The sequence below is a fragment of the Micromonospora sp. NPDC000316 genome, assembly GCF_042898885.1.
Lineage (GTDB): Bacteria > Actinomycetota > Actinomycetes > Mycobacteriales > Micromonosporaceae > Micromonospora.
Map to the genome: position 1 here is coordinate 17,933 of NZ_JBIAZG010000026.1, position 17,861 is coordinate 35,793.

Sequence of the window (17,861 nt, forward strand, 5' to 3'; positions counted from 1 at the left end):
GCGGTCAGGGAGCGGCAACCTCGGTCGATCCTCGGTCGGCCCGTGCGGGCGGCGCCGGAGCGCTCGGGAGGCGCTGCGCTGGGTCGCTCGGGCCGCGCTGCGCCGGAGCGCCCGGGCCGCGCTGGGCCGGGGCCACGGTCGACCCGGTCGGGCCGTCCGCCGGGCGCTCGGGAGTCGGCTGCGCGTCGACACCGGACCCGCCCGTGGCCGGCCCGTCCGCGGCGTCTGGCAGGCCCGGGGCGTCCAGGGCCTTCGGCGCGTCCAGGTCGTCCGGGGCGTCCGGCCCGTTCGGCCCGCCCGGGGCGCCCATTGCGTCCGGGGCGGGAGCGGGCGGCGGCATCACGGACCGTGGTGTGCCGGCGGGCGGGCCGCTGATCGGCCGCGGGTGGCCGGCCCCGAGGGGCCCTCCCCCGCCCGTCGGACCGTCGCCGCCGCCGGCCGGGCCTGCGCCGCCGGAGCCTCGATCGTCGTCGGCGCCATCATCACGGGTACGGCCCGTGCCGGGGCGGGTCCGGTCGGCGGCGTGCCCCAGCACCCGCAGCGACGCCAGGGCGGCCATCGGCACCACCAGGGCGGCGGCGGCGCCGGCCACGTCCAGCGCCGCGCCGTCGAGCAGACCACCGAGCACCGCCGCGACAGCTGTGCCCGCCAGCGCGGCCCGCACGGCCGGGTAGATGCCGAACAGCCGCATCAGCCCACCCCAGGGCTGTAGCAGGGCGAACCACACCACCAGGCCACCGACCAGGGCCAGCACGGTCAACGGGCTGTTCACGAGCGTTTCGAAGTTGGCGGTGCTGGACCGGTGCACGGTGAACCCGCCGGTGCCGTCGCCCACGGCGGACAGGAAACGCCCCAGGCTGCCACGCTCGGCCGCCGGGCGGCGCAGGTCCACCACGGCGAAGCCGATCCCGACCGCCAGGGCGGCCATGGCGGCCCACGCCAGGCGGCTGATGGTCAGCCAGCCGCCCGCGCTGATCACCGCGGCCACGCTCAGCCCGGCTGTCAGCGCGATCGCCCCGACCGGGTCGGCGCCCAGGTACGGGCTGCCGACCACCACCACGGCGAGGCCACCCACTGTCACCATCACCGCCGGCCGCCAGCCCCGGTGCACCCGTTGGGCGAGCCAACCGCCGGTCAGCAGGGCGCCGGCGAGGAACACCCCCAGCCCGACCGTGCTCAGCCCGGAGTACCTGCCGCCCTGCAACGCCGAGTAGCCGACCACGCCGTTGAGTTGGAGGCGGGCACCGGTGAACACGTCAAGCCCGACGACGAGGGTGGTGAGGCCGGCCACCGCGCCGAACGGGCCGAGCGTGTTGGCGTACCCGGGGGCGAAGCGGACCGCCGCGGTGCCGCCGGCCACCAGCAACGCCGTGACCCCGGCGAAGATCCAACCGGGGTGCTCGCCCCGCCACCAGGGGACGGCGTCGGCGAGCAGCGCGGCCGGCAGGGTCAACGCGGCAGCGACCAGCAGGACCTCCACCACCCCCGTGACCCGCGCGGACACCCGGGTCGAGCCGGTCGGCCCCGCCTGCGGGCGAGCCCGGCGCAGCAGCGGCAGCACCGCCAGGGCCAGCAGCACCTGCACCCCGGCGAGCAGCGTGAAGAACCCACCGGAGACGGTCCGCTGGGCGGCCGCCTCCCGGTCGGCGTCGGCAGGCGCGTTTATCGCGTCGGTGAGGTCGCCGGTGCGTTCACCGGTGCTGATGGCGGGCCGGCCGAGGAAGAGCCGTTCCGGCATCGGCCGGCCCAACGCGGCGAGCGCGGTCGGCGCGAGGTCGACAAGTTGCAGGTAGCCGTCCCGGCCGGTGCTGGCCGAGGTGAGCCAGCCGCGCTCCCAGCCCGGCCCGTCGGCGACCGCGACGTGCAGCCGCGACGGCGCCTCGGTGTCGGAGATCCCCGCGACCAGCACCAGCGACCGGGGCGGCCGGGCGGCAAGCACCCGGGCCAACTGCGCGTCCGCCTCCCGCGCCTGCTCGGCACGCGCCGCCGGGTCGACCCCGTCCACCGTGCCGAGGTCGACGATGCTCAGCACGCACGAGCCGAGCAGCGCGCTCGGGTCGGACGGCAGCCCGGCGGCGTACCTGTCGACCCGGCCGAACGGTCGGGCGGCCGCCACTGCCGCGCCGGGGCCCACCGCGACCGAGCAGCGCACCGACTCCGACAGCGAGCCGGGAACAGTGCCCCAGGGCAGCCGCTGCTGGTTGTACTGGACCACGCTCTCCTGCTCGGGCAGGTTCGCGCCGATCCCGTCCGGCTGCTCCACGACCACCCCGGCGGGCGGGCAGCCGCCAGCGATTCGGCTGCCGTTCCACCCGGCGAAGCTGCCGGCGCCCAGGGTCAGCCAGCCGTCCACCGGGCAGGTGGGCCGGTGCGCGGACCGCACCGACAGCGAGCCGATCGAGCCGTCCTGCGCCATCCGCCACAGCGTCGGGGTGTCCTGCGCGGACACGTCCTCCCACCGCAGACCGGCGACCCCGGCGAGCACCACGAAGTCCGCCGTGTGCTCCGGGGTGCCCTGCGGCGGTCGGGCGGCCAGCCCGAGGACGCCCAGCGCCACCACGAGCACCGTCAGCAGCGCGGGAGCGAGGCGACGCAGCATCACAGGTGTCCTGTCATCGGCGCGTCGGAGCCCGGGGCCCCCGGCCCGGTGGCGTCCGCCACCAGCTCGGCGTACAGGGCCAGCAGCGCGGCCACCGTGTCGTCCTCGGTCGGCCACGTCGCGGCCCGCTCGGTGCCACGCCGGCCCAGCTCGGCCCGCGCCTGCGGGTCGTCCAGCAGCGCGCGTACCGCCGCGTCGACCGCGTCCACGTCACCGGCGGGGACCAGCGCGGCGGCGTCGCCGACCAGCTCCGGCAGGCCGCCCACCCCGGTGGCCACAAGCGGTACGCCGGCCCGCATCGCCTCCTGGGCGAAGAGCTGCCGGGCCTCCCAGTCGCTTGTCACCACCGCGAGGTCGGCGCCGGCGAGCAGGTCGGCCACGTCGGTGCGGTGCCCGAGCAGGGTCACCGGGGCGCGGGCCGCGGAGGTCCGGGCGGCCAGCGGCAGGTACGCCGGGCCGCTGCCGGCGATCACCACGACCGGCGGTGGGGTACGTGTACGCCAGCGGGCGGCGGCGTCGATAAGCACGTCGTAGCGCTTCTGCGGGTGCAGCCGGCCGACCGAGAGGATCAGCGGCTGGTCCGGTCGTACGCCGAACTCGGCCCGGACGGCGGCGCGACGGCGGCGCGGGGCGGGCAGTGTCGGCGCGGCGACCGGGGCGAGCCGGGCATCGGCGGCGCCCAGCGCGGCGGCCCGCTGCACCAGGTCCGTGGAGGCGCCGAGGGCCACCCGCGCTCCCCTGGCCACCAGCCGCTCGACGAACCGGGACACCCCGCCGCGCAGCCCGGAGGCGAGGACCGCGTTGTGCCAGGTGACGATCAGTGGGGCGCTGGGGCGGGCCAGCACGGCGACCAGCCCGGCGCGCAGGCCGTGGGCGTGCACCACGTCGACCCGGGCGTCGGTAAGGGCCCGCCGCAGGGCGAGCACCGCCCGCGCGTCGCCGGGGGTGGGGCTGGCCGGGATCTCGACCGGCGCGAAGCGCGCACCGACGCCAGTGAAGTCGAATTGCTCCTGGGTCGCCGCCGGCCCGCACACCACCACTGTGGTGCCGGCGGCGACGAGCCCGCGCGCCACCGAGCGGACGTGCTGACCGACCCCGCCGGTGCTGGAGGCGAGCAGCAGCGCGACGGTGCCCGACCAGCCGGCCGGCAGACCTGATTCACTCATCGAGTCGCCGTCTCCTTCCCGTCGCCCCGCTCCGAGGACACCGCCCCTGGTGTCGACCCGCCGCCGCGGCCCCGCTGCCTCCGCCGGGACAGACGCTGCAGTACTCCGGCGAGCAGCGGCTGGACGTCCCGCCGGTCGACGAACCAGACCACAGCGAGGAACACGGCCCCAACCAGAACCCCGGACAGCATGCCCTGACCGAGTGCCGCCACCACCGTCGGGGTGCCGCCGCCCGGCGTGTCGAGCCATCGTGTCAGGCCCAGCCCGGCGAACGCGGCGAGCACACCGGCGAGGCCACCGGCCGCCCCGGCCCGCCCCGCACCGGCCAACGCCGGACGGCCGGCGCCGCGTCGCACCGCCACGAGCAGCAACACCCCGAGCACCAGCATCCCCACCGAGTTGGCGGACGTCACGGCGAGCACCCGGTCGGCGGTGGGGAGCAGGGCGGTCAACGGCCATGCCACGGCCGGAACGACCAGCCAGCCGAGCGCGATCGCCACAGTCGCCGGCCGGGTGTCGCCTCGCGCGTACAGCGCGCGGGACAGGACAGCGAATAGCCCGTAGCCGAGCAGACCGGGGGCAAAGCCCATGATGGCCGCCGCCGTGGACGCCGAATTATCCGGATAGAAGACGGACGCGACAGGTTGCGCGGTGCCGATCAGCGCCGCGACGCCCAGGCAACTGAGCAGCAGCACACCGCGCACCGTCGTCGAAAGGGTCCGTCGGTAGCCAGCCTCGTCTCCCGCGGCCGAGGCGGTGGCGAGCGTGGGATAGGAGGCCACCGCCAGCGGCACGGCGAGCACCGCCCACGGCAGCAGGAAAACGGCCTGGGCCAGGTTGAACACCTGCGGGGAGCCGGTGGGGCCACCGGAGACACGGTTCAGGATCACCAGCAGCGCGACCTGCTGCGCCGCCACGGTCACCGCGCCGGCCGTGGCGAGCCCCCCGATCCGCGCCCGCGCGTCCGGGGTGAAGCCGTACCCGAACCGGGGCCGCAACCGCAGCCTGCGCAGCGGGATCAGCAACGACAGGGACAGCACGACCACGCCCAGGGTGGTGCCGGCGGACAGGAACAGCTCGCCGCCGCGGCTGACCTCCGCCACGGACGCGCCCCGCCCCTGAGTCGCACCGAAGGCGACGTAGACGACGAACACCGTGAGACTGGACAGCAGCGGCGCGATGACGGGCCAGGCGAAACGCCGGTGCGCCTGGAGCACGCCGGTGAGCACGATGCCGATCCCGTAGAGCGGCAACTGCGGGGCGAACACCCGCAGCATCCGGGCCCCGGCGGCGAGTTCCGCCGCCGAGCGTCCCTCGCTGATCAGCGAGATGATCGGGTCGGCGAACAGCACGACGAGCACGGCGAGGGGAACCAGGAGGCTCACCGTCCAGGTGAGCAGGGCGCCGGTGGTCGTCGCCACCGCCCGCCGGTCCTCCGCCGCGACAGCCCCGGCCAGCAGCGGTACGACGAGGCTGGCCAGCGCCCCTCCCGCGACGATCTCGAAGACTATGTTCGGCACCGTGTTCGCGATGACGTACATGCCGCCGAGGTCGCTCTGCTCGACAACCCAGGTGAACACGGCGGTGCGGCCGAAGCCGGCGAGCCGGCTGAGCACGGTGAGGACGGCGATGAGCGCGGCTGCCCCGGCCAGCCGGCCGGCGCCGGCGAGGGGTGCCGGTCTGGTCACGTCAGTCGGCGCGCCGGCCCAGTGCGTCGAGCTCCCGCAGCCCCGGCGTCCGCTGGATCACCGCGGTGAAGCTGACCTTCTCGCTGGCGGCGGTGAGCCCGGCGAGCACGGCGAGCAGCCCGGCGCGGCCCAGCGGGCCGGTGCGGGCGGCGAGCGCGACGCCGAGCAGCGCGCCGAGCGCGTTCGCGCCGCTGTCGCCGAGCATCACGTCCTCGGACAGGTCGTCGGGGAGCAGGCCGGCGGCGGCACCGGCGGCACCGGCGGCGATCCCGCCGTGCGGGCCACCGGCCAGCGGCGCGCCGAGCAGCAGCCCGGACTTGATGGCCCGGCCGGGCCGCAGGTCGAGCAGGTTGAGCAGGTTGGCGGTGCCGGCGATCACCCCGGCGCCGAGCAGCACGTCGACACTCCTGCCGAACGCGCCGTGCCGCTGCCGGCGCGGATGCGCGGCGACCCGGGGGTCAGCGGCGAGCAGCGCGGCGGCGCCCAGGCCGGCGGCGCCCACCCCGACGACCTTGACCATGCCGGCGGTGACCCGACCCTCGCGCAGCGCGGCGAGGTGACCGGCGAAGCCCTTGGCGGCCTTCTGCTCCGGCCGGGCGCCGACCACGTCGTCGTACAGCCCGACGCCGCCGGCACCGAGGCCGGCCACAAGGGCGGCCCCTCCGGAGGCGGCGCTGGAGGCACCGAACGCGCCAGCGGCGGTCGCACCGGCGGCGAGCGCCGGCCCGGCCGCCAGGGTCACCGTCCGGCCCCGGAAATTGGTGCGTTCCAGCGCGGGCCCGGCCGGGGAGGTACGCACCTCGCGCAGCGCGTACCGGGCGGCGGCGGCACCTGCGGCGGCGATCAGCAGCCGACCCAAGGCCTTCACGCCGCCACCTCGTCGGTTACGGACACGGGGGTACGTCGTTCGCTCACTGGGGCAGTCTAGGCAAGAGGCCGGACGTCGCGTTGTCGCCGACGCCGTACTGGCCGGCCTTCTTGTCGGTGAGCTGCTCCGCCAGGGCGAGGCTGCTGACGAACTGGCCCTGCACGGTGTTGGCGTTGTCGACCGTGGAGATGGTCTGGGACAGCACCGGATCGCCCCGGACCACTGCCACGACGTTGCCGCCGGCCGAGCCGTTGCCGCTCACCACGATCGCCCCGGTCCGGTCGAACTGCTCGGCGATCTTGACCACCGACTCGTCCCGCCGCTCGGAGTCCTTGTCAACGTACGGCTGGCCGCTGACCACGACGACGGCCTCCGCCGGCCCGGTGACCTTGTTGCTGTCGGTGGTCAGATAACCGGCGTTGTTGTACGCGGCGAGCACCGCCCGCCGGTCGGCGTCGCTGACCGGCGCGGTGCCCTGCGGCCGGTCCAGCAGGACGCTTGCCAGCAGCGCGCTGGATGTCTCCACGCCGTGCCCGTTGCCGGGCAGCCCGGTGGTCTGCGCGGTCGGACGGGCGGCGGTGACGGCCAATTCCAGCAGGTTGGAGTTGTTGTCCGGGTTGATGAACTTGTCCTGCAGGTCCACGCGGCCGGTGATGGTGGCGCCAGCCGACTGGATCTTCTTGAGCACACCCTCGGTGTGGTCACGGCCGTTGGGGAGACTGAGCACCACCACGCGGCGGCCGGTGAGCATGCCCGGGAGGACGACCTGGGACACCTGCTCGGCGAACTCCTCCTCCAGCGCGAGCTGCTTCTCCATGCTGTTGACCTGCTGGCGCAACTGCTGGTTGTCCTTGCGCAGCCCGGTGACCTGCTCTTTGAGTGAGTCGGCGACCGGGCCGTTGAGGGCGGCTGTGCCGACCACGAGCCCGATCGCCAGAGCCAGGAACACCGCGGTGAGGGACACCACGTGGTAGCGGAAGTTGATCACGCTTGCAGCCTCTTGATCGGTCGGGAACTAGAAGAGCCGGTACAGCTGGAACACGAAATTGTCCCACCACTCGGCGACCACGCCCAGGTACGCCTTACCGACTGTGGAGACGGCCACCGCCGAGGCCATCGCCGCGATCGCCGAGAGCACGAGCAGCAGCAGCGACGACCCGGAGATGCTCTGCCGGTAGAGCCGGCTCACGCCCTTGGCATCGACAAGCTTGCCGCCGACCTTCAGCCGGGTCAGGAACGTCGAGGCCATGCCGCCGCGACCCTTGTCGAGGAATTCGACGAGCGTGGCGTGGGTGCCGACCGCGACCAGCAGGGAGGCGCCCTTCTCGTCGGCCAGCAGCATGGCCAGGTCCTCGCTTGTCGCCGCGGCCGGGAAGGTGATCGCCGGCACGCCGAGGCCGTTGACCCGGGGCAGGCCGGGCGCCCGCCCGTCCGGGTAGGCGTGCACGATCACCTCGGCGCCGCAGCGCAGCACGTCGTCGGTGACCGAATCCATGTCCCCGATGATCACGTCGGGGGTGTAGCCGGCCTCGACAAGCGCGTCCGCGCCGCCGTCCACGCCGATCAGCACCGGCTTGAACTCCCGGATGTACGGGCGCAGCACGTCCAGGTCGGCCTTGTAGTCGTAGCCGCGCACCACGATCAGGCAGTGCCGACCCTGCATCTGGGTTTCGATGTCGGGAACGCCCACGCCGTCGAGCAGCAGGTCACGTTCCTGACGGAGGTAGTCCATCGTGTTGGCGGCGAACGCCTCCAACTGCACCGACAGCCCTTCCCGGGCGTCGGACATCGCCTTGGCGACCGACTCGGCGTCCTGCAGGGTGCCGTGCGCCACCGGCTCGTCACCGGCGTACACCGTGTTGCCCTCGATGCGGACCTGGTCGCCCTCGCGGATCCGCTCGAAGACGCCCTCCCCCAGGTCGTCCAGGAGCGGAATGCCGGCGGCGACCAACACCTCCGGCCCGAGGTTGGGGTAACGGCCGGAGACCGACGGCTTGGCGTTGAGCACGGCCCCGACACCGACCGCGACCAACGAGTCGGCCGCCACCCGGTCCAGGTCGACGTGGTCGATGACCGCGATGTCACCCGGACGCAGCCGGCCGACCAGGCGCTTGGTCCGGCGGTCGAGGCGAGCGGTGCCGAGGACTCGGCCCGGCTCCGTGTTTCGGTTCCGGCGCAACGTGGGTAGACGCATCGTGACCATCCTGGCATGTGAGGCAGGCTTTTCTGTCGCGACATGCCTGAGCAGGGCCGCCTACCCAGGGAAGCACACACCGGCACAAGCCGGTGTGCTTGCGCTCACAATACGCGGTGTCACAACCGCCTTTCCTTCGCCGCGACGGCCAGAAGCTCCTCCGCGTGGGCGATACCCAGATCGGAGTCGGGTAAACCGGCGAGCATCCGGGCCAACTCCCGGGCGCGTTCGGTGTCCTCCACCACACGGACGCCGCTTGTGGTCACCGCGCCGCCAGTGTCCTTCGCCACCACGAGATGCCGGTCGGCGAACGCCGCCACCTGCGGCAGGTGGGTGACGACGAGCACCTGGTGGCTGCGGGCCAGCCGGGCCAGCCGGCGGCCGATCTCCACGGCCGCCTGGCCGCCGACGCCGGCGTCGACCTCGTCGAACACAAGTGTGGGCGGGCCACCCGAACCGGCGAACACCACCTCGATCGCGAGCATCACCCGGGACAGCTCACCGCCCGAGGCGCCACGCTGCAACGGCAACGACGGCGCGCCCGGGTGGGCCAGCAACCGCAACTCCACCTCGTCGCCGCCGTCCGGGGCGACACCCACCTCGACGCCGTTGACAGTGAGGGTCGGCTCGGCCCGCCCGGCCGGCCGGGGCAGCACCGCCACCTCGATCCGGGCGTGCGGCATGGCCAGCCCGGCCAGTTCCACGGTCACCTGGTCGGCGAAGCGGACCGCCGCCTCCCGCCGGGACGCGGACACCCGCGACGCCAGGTCGGCCACCTCGACGGCCAGCCGCTGCCCCTCGGCGGCCAACTCGTCGAGCAGGTCGTCAGACGTGTCCAGATCGGACAGCCGGGTGCGGGCCCGCTCGGCCCAGGCGACCACCCCGTCGACGTCGTCGGCGTACTTGCGGGTCAACGTGCGCAACGCGGCCCGCCGCTCGTAGACGTGCTGCAACCGGGCCGGGTCCGCGTCCAGCGTCGCCAGGTACGCGGACAGCTCCGCCGAGACGTCCGTGACGAGCGTGGCCGCCTCCTCCAGACGGGCCGCCAACTCACCAAGCGCCGGATCGGTGCCGGCCTGGGCCTCCAGGGTGCGCCGGGCGGTGCCGAGCAACGCCGCAGCGTCAGGTATCTCGTCGGCGGCGTCCGCGCCGCCCGCCACGCACTGCTGGGCCACCTGCGCGGCCGTGCGCAGGCCCTCGGCGTGCTCCAGCCGCTGCGCCTCGGTCTTCAGGTCGTCGTCCTCACCGGGCTGCGGATCGACCCGGGTGATCTCGTCGAGGCCGAGCCGCAGCAGGTCGGCCTCCTGGTTGCGCTCGCGGGCGTTGCGCCGCCGGTCGGCCAGGTCGTCGACCACCCGCCGCCACCCGGTGTACGCCTCGCGCAGCGCGTCGAGCAGCTTCTCGTGCGTCGGGCCGGCGAACCGGTCGAGTGCGGCCCGCTGCTCGGCCGGGCGCAGCAGCCGCAGCTGGTCGGACTGGCCGTGCACGGCCACCGCCTGCTCGCCGACCTCGCCCAGCATCGACACCGGCATGCTCCGGCCGCCGACGTGGGCACGTGAGCGGCCCTCCACGGTCACCGTGCGGCTCAACAGCAACGAACCGTCCTCGTCGGGCTCGCCACCGGCGTCGATGATCCGTGCGTGTACGGCGTCGGCGACCCGGCCCCGCAGGCGCAGCCGCCCCTCCACCACCGCCCGGCCCGGCTGGGCACGGACCCGCCCGGCGTCGGCCCGACCGCCGAAGAGCAGACCGAGGCCTGTCACCACCATCGTCTTGCCCGCACCGGTCTCGCCGGTGATGACGTTCATCCCGCCGGTCAACGACAGCGTGGTGTCCTCGATGACGCCGAGTCCGGTGATACGCAGCTCTTCCAGCACAGCACCCGACAGTAGACGCGAGGGGTGACAGTTGACCAGCCGGCGAGCCCGCAGGGGACCCAGTGCATGCGACGCGCTCCTTCACTCCGGGGGCCCGCCCTCCGTAGACGAGGACCGATCGGAGCCTGCGACGCGACGCAGCACCAGGTCACAAGCCGTCGGCCGCCGCAGCGGCGACATGGCGCCAGGTGGACAATCGCCGTGCACCGACTGTGTGCCAGACGGTTACTGGCGGCTGCCGCGCCACCCGTGCACGGGCAGCCCGAACTTGGCGACCAGCCGGTCGGTGAACGGGCGCGGCTGCAACCGCACGATGCGCACCGGCAGGGTGCCCCGCCGCACCGTCACCCGGGCGCCGGGCGGCAGGTCGTAGACCCGCCGGCCGTCGCAGCACAGCACGGCGAGGGTGGTGAACGGGTCGACGGTGATGACGAATGTGGACGTGGGGGCGGTGACCAGCGGGCGGCTGAACAACGCGTGCGCGCTGATCGGCACCAGCAGCAGCGCCTCCACCTCCGGCCAGACCACCGGCCCTCCACCGGAGAACGCGTACGCGGTGGAGCCGGTGGGTGTCGCGCAGACCACGCCGTCGCAGCCGTAGCGCGACAGCGGTCGCCCGTCCACGTCGACGAGCAGCTCGAGCATCTGGGCGCGCTCGCCCTTCTCGACGCTTATCTCGTTGAGCGCCCAGGACTCGATTGTCGGGCCGCCATCGAATTCGGCGGTGACGTCAAGGGTGAGCCGCTCGTTCACCGTGTAGTTGCGCTCGACGACGTCACGGACAGCGGTGTCCAGGTCGTTGATCTCCGCCTCGGCCAGGAAGCCGACCTTGCCGAGGTTGATGCCGAGCAGCGGCACCTTCGCCGGGCGGGCCAGCTCGGCGGCGCGCAGGAAGGTGCCGTCCCCACCGAGCGCGAAGACGATCTCGGCGCCCTCGGCGGCCTCCGGCCCGACGACCGGAAGGACACCGGGCAGGTCGAGGTCGTCGGCTTCCTCGGCGACCACCCGCACCTCGAAGCCGGCGGCTATCAGGTCGGCCGCGACCGACCGGGCGTGCTCGGTGCTGCGTCGACGGCCGGTGTGGGTCACCAGCAGCGCGGTCCGGCTCATCGGCCCGACCACCCGTGCGCGACCGGGCGGCCCGCCACAGTCGTCGTCCCGCCACGGCGGCGCGTCCCGCGCACCGTGGCGGGACGCTCGCTCCACTCGTTCACCCTGGAACCTCCTCCGCCGCCACGTCCGGCTTGTCGCCGGCCGCCAGGCCGTCCGGCCCGGCCGCCACCACGGCCCGCACCCGCTGCGGGTCGGCCGGTGGCGCGCCTCGGCGCAACCATACGAAGAACTCCACGTTGCCGCTCGGCCCGGGCAGCGGGCTCGCCGCCACGTCGGCCAAGCCGAGACCGAGCTGCGCCGCCGCGGCGGCCACGTCGAGCACCGCCTCGGCGCGCAACGCCGGATCGCGGACCACACCGCCGGCGCCGACCCGGTCCTTGCCGACCTCGAACTGCGGCTTCACCATCAGCGCCAGGTCACCGTCGTCGCGGGTGCAGCCGGCCAACGCCGGCAGCACCAGCCGCAACGAGATGAACGACAGGTCGGCCACCGTGAGGTCGACCGGCCCGCCGATCGCGTCCGGTTCGAGGGTACGGACGTTTGTGCGTTCCAACACCCGGACCCGCTCGTCGGTGCGCAACGACCAGGCAAGCTGCCCGTAGCCGACGTCCACGGCCACCACCTCGGCGGCGTCGGCGCGCAGCAGCACGTCGGTGAAGCCGCCTGTCGACGCGCCGGCGTCCAGGCAGCGCCGGCCGGCGACGCGCAGCCCTTGGGGGCCGAATGCCGCCAACGCGCCGACGAGTTTGTGGCCGCCCCGAGAGACGTACTCCTCGGTCGGGTCGGCCCCGGTGACAAGCAGTGGATCCGCGGGGTCGACCATCGCGGCGGCCTTGCGCGCCCGCACCCCGCGCAGCTGGACCCGGCCAGCCTCCACCAACGCGGCGGCCTGCTCACGCGAGCGGGCCAGACCGCGGCGGACGAGTTCGGCGTCCAGCCGGTTGCGACGTGCCATGGGTGGTTCTCCGGTCTGTCAGGCCTGGTCGTTCCGCTCAGGTCTGGTCGATGGTGGCGAGGGTTTCCCGCAGCGTCTCGTAGGTCGCCTCGTACTGCGCGATCTGGTCGGCCGGGGCGAGCGTCGCCGCGTTGTCCATGGCCCGCACGGCGGCTTCCACCGCCGGGTGCCGGGCCGAGTCGTCCCCGGCCTCCCCGAGGTCCGGCGGACCGGGGCGGGCGCCCGAGGGCGGGGCCGGGCGTGTGGCGTACGGCGCGCCGGGTGGCGGGCCGGGCCGGGCGGCTGCCGGCGGCCCCGGACGGATGCCGGGCGGCGGCCCGGGGCGGGCGCCGTCGCTCACGCGTCACCGGCCGGACGCCGCTTGCGGACCGCCTTCTTTGCCGGCATGACCGCTGGGGTCGGGGTGTCGTCGGTGGTGCTGATCGTCGCCGGCGGCTTCTTCATGACAGCCTTCTTGGCGACGGCCTTCTTCGCGACCGCCTTCTTGGCGACGGCCTTCTTGGCCACCGGCGCGGAGACCGGCGCGCCGGCCGGGCCATCCGAGGGCACCAAGCCGGTGCCCGGCTGCGCCGCGCGGGTCGGATCGGGCTGAGGTGTGGGGCCGGCGGGAGGCTCGGCAACGGACCCGCTGGCTGGCGTCGGTGCCGGCTCGGTGGCTCGCGCCTCGCGCAGTTGCCGTTCCAGGTCACGGACCCGTCGGGTCAGCTCGGCCACCTCGTCGGCGGTGGCCAGACCGACAGCGCCCAGGGCCCGTTCGACCTCGAAGCGGACCAGCTTGGTCAACGCCTCCCGGTTGGCCGCGCCGGTGGCGACCAGTTCCTCCCCGAGGGCCTGGAGTTGGGCGGCGGTCGCGCCGCCGGAGTCGACGAGGCGCCGCGCCGCGTCCTGGGCTTTCTTCCGGGGCGTCTCCGCCAGGCCCATGGCCAGTTCGAGGTAGGCGCGCCACGCGTCCTGCATGCCTGAGTCCTTCCATCGGGCGGGGTGTGCAGGTGTCACGCTACCGGGGACCACGGACTGTCCCGTGCGGTACGGTGCCGGGGACGGCATGGTGATCGGCGAGGGGGAGATGTGGCCAGCGTTGACGAGTGCCGGCAGGCGTTGCAGGACCTGGCCACCCGTCTCGATCGCAACGCCGAGACGGTGCGCGAGAAGGTCGACCTGGAGCGGACGCTTGCCTGCCGCATCACCGACCTTGACACGGCCTTCCACGGGCGCATCAGCGGCGGCCGGCTCGTCGAGCTGGCCGACGGCGACGACCCCAAGGCCAAGATCGCGCTGAGCACGTCCAGCGACGACCTGCTCGCCCTGGTCCGTGGCGACCTGGACGTCACCAAGGCGGTCACCTCCCGCCGGGTGTCGATCAAGGCCAATCCGTTCGATCTGATGAAGCTGCGCAAACTGCTCTGACGAGCAACCCTCGTCACTCGCCGGTCGGCAGCCCGAAGCTCTCCAGCGCTCGCGCCGCGTCCGGCCCCACAGGGCGGATCGTCGGCAGCGCCGAGGCCGACCAGGCCGCCGCGCAGAGCGCGGCCAGCGCGTCAAGCGACCGGCCCGAACCAGCCAGCTCCAGCGCCCCGCCGTGGTCCGTCACGGACCAACCGCCGGCGTCCGTCGTGCCCGGCACCCGCACGGCGGCGGCCGGGTCGAAGAGCCCCGCAAGGTCCCGCGCGACGTACGTAGGCCGCCGCTCCGGCTCGGCGGCGAGCAACTCGGGTACGCCGCTGACACCGGTGAGCACGAGCAGGCTGTCCAGCCCAGCGCGACGGGCGCCCTCGATGTCGGTGTCCAGCCGGTCCCCCACGACCAGTGTCCGCCCGCCGTCACCGCGCCGGGCAGCGGTCTCGAACAGCGCCGACTCCGGCTTGCCGACCACCAGGTCGGGGTCCCGCTCCAACGCGGTGCGCAGCACGGCGACAAGCGAGCCGTTGCCCGGCAGCGGTCCGCGCGCGCTGGGCAGGGTCCGGTCGGTGTTGGTGGCGACCCAGATAGCGCCCTCCCGCACCGCGACCGACGCCTCGGCCAGCTCGGCCCAGCCGACCTGCGGGCCGTAGCCCTGCACCACTGCGGCCGGCTTCTCGTCGGCACGGGTGACCGGGGTCAACCCGACCGCGCGCAACTCGGCACGCAGCGCCTCCGCGCCGACCACCAGAACCGGCGCGCCTGCGGGCAGCCGGTCACGCAGCAACTCGGCGGCGGCAGCAGCGGAGGTGAGCACCTCCTCCGGCCGGGCCGGCACACCCATCCCGGTGAGCAGGTCGGCGACGTCGCTGGACCGCCGGGAGGCGTTGTTTGTGGCGTATGCCACCGCCCGCCCCTCGGCGTGCAGGCGGGCCACCGCGTCGACCGCGCCGGGGATCGGCCGGTCGATCAGGTAGATCACCCCGTCCAAGTCGAAAACGACAAGGGTGTACCCGTCGACCAGCCGCTCCCCGGCGTCCGTACTCACCGCTGCGTCGACTCCGACTCGTCGCCCCGCGCCGGGGCTGTCGCGTCGGCGTTCACGGCGTCGCCGTCGGCAACGGCCGGAGTCCGATCGGCGGCAGCCGGCTCGGCCTCCGCGTCGTCCGCGTCTTCGTCGTCGTCGTCTTCGTCGTCGTCGTCTTCGTCGTCGTCGTCTTCGTCGTCGTCTTCGTCTTCGTCGTCTTCGTCGTCTTCGTCGTCTTCGTCGTCGTCGTCGTCTTCGTCGTCGTCCGCGGTCAGCTCGGTGTCGGGCTGGGTCGGCACCGCGCCGGGGGTACCCGGACCGGACACCGTCTCCTCGACCGCCTCGTCCTCGTCGTCGCCCTCGATGACCACGCCGTCGAGTTCCAGCAGCCGCTCGGCGGCGTCGGTCTCGCCCTCGGTGTCCACGTCGGCGGCGCGGGAGAACCACTCGCGGGCCTCCTCGCGCCGGCCCACCGCGAGCAGCGCGTCGGCGTACGCGTAACGCAGCCGCGCCGTCCACGGCACCGTCGCCTCACTGGTGAGGTCCGGGACCTGGAGCATCGCCACGGCGGCGTCCTTCTGGCCGAGGTCGCCTCGGGCGCCGGCGGCGACGATCAACAGCTCGATCGCGACGGCCTGGTCCAGCTTCTCCCGGTCGGCGCCACGGAACAGGTCGATGGCCCGCTCCGGACGACCCAGAGCGCGCTCACAGTCCGCGAGCACCGCCAGGTGGCTCTGCAATCCACTCATCCGGTGGTACGTGCGCAGCTCGGCGATCGCCGTCTGCCACTCCCCCGCGTGGTACGCGGCCAGGCCGACCGCCTCACGAACGGCGGAGATGCGCGACGCGAGCCGACGGGCGGCCAGCGCGTGCGCCAGCGCCTCGGCCGGGTCCTCGTCGATGAGCTGGCCAGTGGCGACCAGGTGCCGGGCCACCGTCTCGGCGACCGGCTTGTTCAACGAGAGCAGCTCAGCGCGGACGTCCTTGTCGAGGTCCGTGGCGAGGATGTCGTCCGGCAACGCCGGGGCCGAACTGCGACCGCCCTCGGGCGACTCGGAGCCCGCGCCACGGTCGTCGCGGCGGAAGTCACCCTCGCGACGCGGCCGGTCGTCGCGATCCCCGCTGCGGAAACCGCCCTCGCGGCGGTCACCGCCACGGAATCCGCCTTCGCGGTCGCCGCCCCGGAAGCCGCCCTCGCGGGGCGGACCGGAACGGCCACGGTCGCCGCCACCCTGGTAACCGCCCTCACGACGGTCGCCGCCCTGGTAGCCACCCTCGCGACGATCGCCGCCCCGGAAGCCACCTTCACGGGGAGCACCCGAACGCGAACCATCACGGTCGCCACCACGGAAGCCACCGTCGCGGTCACCGCCACGGAAGCCACCTTCGCGGGGCGGGCCGGAACGGCCACGGTCGCCGCCACCCTGGTAACCACCCTCACGACGGTCACCACCCTGGTGGCCACCCTCGCGACGATCGCCGCCCCGGAAGCCGCCATCGCGGTCGCCACCCCGGAAGCCACCCTCACGCGGAGCGCGGGAGCCGTCGCGGTCACCGCCCCGGAAGCCGCCCTCGCGGGGCGGACCGGAACGGCCACGGTCGCCGCCACCCTGGTAACCGCCCTCACGACGGTCGCCGCCCTGGTAGCCACCCTCGCGACGATCGCCGCCCCGGAAGCCACCTTCACGGGGAGCACCCGAACGCGAACCATCACGGTCGCCACCACGGAAGCCGCCATCGCGGTCACCGCCCCGGAAACCGCCCTCACGACGGTCACCACCACGGAAGCCGCCATCGCGGTCGCCACCACGGAAGCCACCCTCGCGCGGAGCACCAGGCCGGGAGCCACCTTGGTAACCGCCCTCACGGCGGTCGCCGCCACGGAAGCCACCTTCGCGGTCGCCGCCCCGGAAGCCACCCTCGCGGTCGCCGCCACGGAAGCCACCCTCGCGGGGCGGACCGGAACGACCACGGTCGCCGCCACCCTGGTAACCACCCTCACGGGGAGCACCGCCCCGGAAGCCACCCTCACGCGGAGCACCCGAGCGCGAACCATCGCGGTCGCCGCCACGGAAACCACCTTCGCGGGGCGGGCCGGAACGACCACGGTCGCCGCCACCCTGGTAACCACCCTCGCGACGGTCACCGCCCTGGTAGCCACCCTCGCGCGGCGAGCGCGAACCATCGCGGTCACCGCCACGGAAACCACCTTCACGGCGGTCACCACCACGGAAGCCACCGTCGCGGTCACCGCCGCGGAAGCCACCCTCGCGCGGAGCACCAGGCCGGGAGCCACCCTGGTAACCACCCTCACGACGATCGCCGCCGCGGAAACCACCCTCGCGCGGCGCGCCCGAGCGCGAGCCGTCACGGTCGCCGCCACCCTGGTAACCGCCCTCGCGGCGGTCACCGCCGCGGAAGCCACCCTCACGGGGAGCACCGGAACGACCACGGTCGCCGCCACCCTGATAGCCACCCTCACGGCGATCACCGCCGCGGAAACCGCCCTCACGCGGCGCACCCGAGCGCGAACCGTCACGGTCGCCGCCACGGAAACCGCCCTCGCGGGGAGCACCCGAGCGCGAACCGTCACGGTCGCCGCCACGGAAACCACCCTCACGTGGGGCACCGGACCGCGAGCTGTCCCGGTCACCGCCACGGGAACCGCCGGCGTATCCGCCTCGGTTGCCACCGGCGCTGTCGCGGTCACCCCGGTACGGGGGCCGGTCATCGCGCCGCGCACCGCGGTCGCGCCCGCCGGAGCCCTCGGTGCGGTCTTCGTTACGACGGGGACGATCTCCGCCCTGCGGTCCTGAACTCACAGGTACATCCTTCCTGATTGCGCCACCAATGGCGCCACGCAGTCGAGGGGGGGCCCCCCGGGGGGGGGGCCCGGCGGGGTTTTTTTTTGGTGGGGGGGGGGCGCGGCCCACCCCCCCCACATGGGTTAACAAACCGCGGGGGGGGGGTGGGTAG

The 17,861-nt window shown here is 74.3% G+C and carries 15 protein-coding genes; 2 read left to right on the forward strand and 13 right to left on the reverse strand.

Going from position 1 to position 17,861, the window contains the following annotated elements; translation table 11 throughout:
- Positions 1 to 4: 4 nt before the first annotated feature.
- The 11 genes from ACFY2Q_RS28460 to ACFY2Q_RS28510 form a co-directional block, all read right to left on the reverse strand.
- Complete coding sequence (locus ACFY2Q_RS28460; protein ID WP_387135555.1) at positions 5 to 2,599, reverse strand: hypothetical protein; 2,595 nt, start codon at positions 2,597 to 2,599, stop codon at positions 5 to 7.
- The gene (locus ACFY2Q_RS28465) at positions 2,599 to 3,765 is read right to left on the reverse strand and encodes a glycosyltransferase family 4 protein (protein ID WP_387135557.1); all 1,167 of its coding nucleotides are present in this window, start codon (positions 3,763 to 3,765) and stop codon (positions 2,599 to 2,601) included. Before ACFY2Q_RS28465 ends, ACFY2Q_RS28460 begins: the two co-directional genes overlap by 1 nt.
- Positions 3,762 to 5,453, reverse strand: a complete 1,692-nt coding sequence (gene murJ, locus ACFY2Q_RS28470) for a murein biosynthesis integral membrane protein MurJ (protein WP_387135559.1) — start codon at positions 5,451 to 5,453, stop codon at positions 3,762 to 3,764. The genes ACFY2Q_RS28465 and murJ overlap by 4 nt, the downstream gene beginning before the upstream one ends.
- A 1-nt stretch (position 5,454) precedes the next feature.
- A complete protein-coding gene (locus ACFY2Q_RS28475; RefSeq protein WP_387135562.1) occupies positions 5,455 to 6,321 on the reverse strand; it encodes a hypothetical protein in 867 nt (288 codons plus the stop codon).
- Between the two features lie 43 nt (positions 6,322 to 6,364).
- Positions 6,365 to 7,309: a copper transporter gene (locus ACFY2Q_RS28480; RefSeq protein ID WP_387135564.1), complete on the reverse strand. Its 945-nt coding sequence runs from the start codon at positions 7,307 to 7,309 to the stop codon at positions 6,365 to 6,367.
- 27 nt (positions 7,310 to 7,336) lie between these two features.
- A complete protein-coding gene (gene steA, locus ACFY2Q_RS28485) occupies positions 7,337 to 8,515 on the reverse strand; it encodes a putative cytokinetic ring protein SteA (RefSeq protein WP_387135567.1) in 1,179 nt (392 codons plus the stop codon).
- A gap of 119 nt (positions 8,516 to 8,634) precedes the next feature.
- Positions 8,635 to 10,392, reverse strand: coding sequence for a DNA repair protein RecN (gene recN, locus ACFY2Q_RS28490; RefSeq protein WP_387135570.1), 1,758 nt, complete (start codon positions 10,390 to 10,392; stop codon positions 8,635 to 8,637).
- 225 nt (positions 10,393 to 10,617) lie between these two features.
- Positions 10,618 to 11,502, reverse strand: a complete 885-nt coding sequence (locus tag ACFY2Q_RS28495; RefSeq protein WP_355595975.1) for an NAD kinase — start codon at positions 11,500 to 11,502, stop codon at positions 10,618 to 10,620.
- A 100-nt stretch (positions 11,503 to 11,602) separates the two neighbouring features.
- The gene (locus ACFY2Q_RS28500) at positions 11,603 to 12,460 is read right to left on the reverse strand and encodes a TlyA family RNA methyltransferase (protein ID WP_387135573.1); all 858 of its coding nucleotides are present in this window, start codon (positions 12,458 to 12,460) and stop codon (positions 11,603 to 11,605) included.
- Positions 12,461 to 12,497: 37 nt separating this feature from the next.
- Entirely contained in the window at positions 12,498 to 12,800 is a 303-nt protein-coding gene (locus tag ACFY2Q_RS28505; protein WP_387135575.1) for a hypothetical protein, read from the reverse strand.
- Complete coding sequence (locus ACFY2Q_RS28510) at positions 12,797 to 13,417, reverse strand: hypothetical protein (RefSeq protein WP_387135577.1); 621 nt, start codon at positions 13,415 to 13,417, stop codon at positions 12,797 to 12,799. Before ACFY2Q_RS28510 ends, ACFY2Q_RS28505 begins: the two co-directional genes overlap by 4 nt.
- Positions 13,418 to 13,528: 111 nt before the next feature.
- On the opposite strand from ACFY2Q_RS28510, the gene ACFY2Q_RS28515 reads away from it, so the two are divergent.
- Positions 13,529 to 13,867 carry an SCP2 sterol-binding domain-containing protein gene (locus tag ACFY2Q_RS28515; RefSeq protein ID WP_387135579.1) on the forward strand — a complete coding sequence of 113 codons (339 nt, stop codon included), beginning with the start codon at positions 13,529 to 13,531 and terminating at the stop codon, positions 13,865 to 13,867.
- A 13-nt stretch (positions 13,868 to 13,880) separates the two neighbouring features.
- Here ACFY2Q_RS28515 and ACFY2Q_RS28520 read toward each other — a convergent pair whose 3' ends face one another.
- The gene (locus tag ACFY2Q_RS28520) at positions 13,881 to 14,906 is read right to left on the reverse strand and encodes an HAD-IIA family hydrolase (protein ID WP_387135581.1); all 1,026 of its coding nucleotides are present in this window, start codon (positions 14,904 to 14,906) and stop codon (positions 13,881 to 13,883) included.
- The gene (locus ACFY2Q_RS28525) at positions 14,903 to 15,820 is read right to left on the reverse strand and encodes a Replicase polyprotein 1ab (protein ID WP_387135589.1); all 918 of its coding nucleotides are present in this window, start codon (positions 15,818 to 15,820) and stop codon (positions 14,903 to 14,905) included. Before ACFY2Q_RS28525 ends, ACFY2Q_RS28520 begins: the two co-directional genes overlap by 4 nt.
- Here ACFY2Q_RS28525 and ACFY2Q_RS28530 point away from each other — a divergent pair.
- Positions 15,809 to 17,701: a hypothetical protein gene (locus ACFY2Q_RS28530; RefSeq protein WP_387135583.1), complete on the forward strand. Its 1,893-nt coding sequence runs from the start codon at positions 15,809 to 15,811 to the stop codon at positions 17,699 to 17,701. The two genes, ACFY2Q_RS28525 and ACFY2Q_RS28530, sit on opposite strands and share 12 nt — an antisense overlap.
- Positions 17,702 to 17,861: the final 160 nt, after the last annotated feature.

Coding starts and splice junctions, on each gene's coding strand:
- ACFY2Q_RS28460 (WP_387135555.1), bottom strand. CDS start 2,599: ATGCTGCGTCGCCTCGCTCCCGCGCTGCTGACGGTGCTCGTGGTGGCG.
- ACFY2Q_RS28465 (WP_387135557.1), bottom strand. CDS start 3,765: ATGAGTGAATCAGGTCTGCCGGCCGGCTGGTCGGGCACCGTCGCGCTG.
- steA (WP_387135567.1), bottom strand. CDS start 8,515: ATGCGTCTACCCACGTTGCGCCGGAACCGAAACACGGAGCCGGGCCGA.
- ACFY2Q_RS28495 (WP_355595975.1), bottom strand. CDS start 11,502: ATGAGCCGGACCGCGCTGCTGGTGACCCACACCGGCCGTCGACGCAGC.
- ACFY2Q_RS28500 (WP_387135573.1), bottom strand. CDS start 12,460: ATGGCACGTCGCAACCGGCTGGACGCCGAACTCGTCCGCCGCGGTCTG.
- ACFY2Q_RS28510 (WP_387135577.1), bottom strand. CDS start 13,417: ATGCAGGACGCGTGGCGCGCCTACCTCGAACTGGCCATGGGCCTGGCG.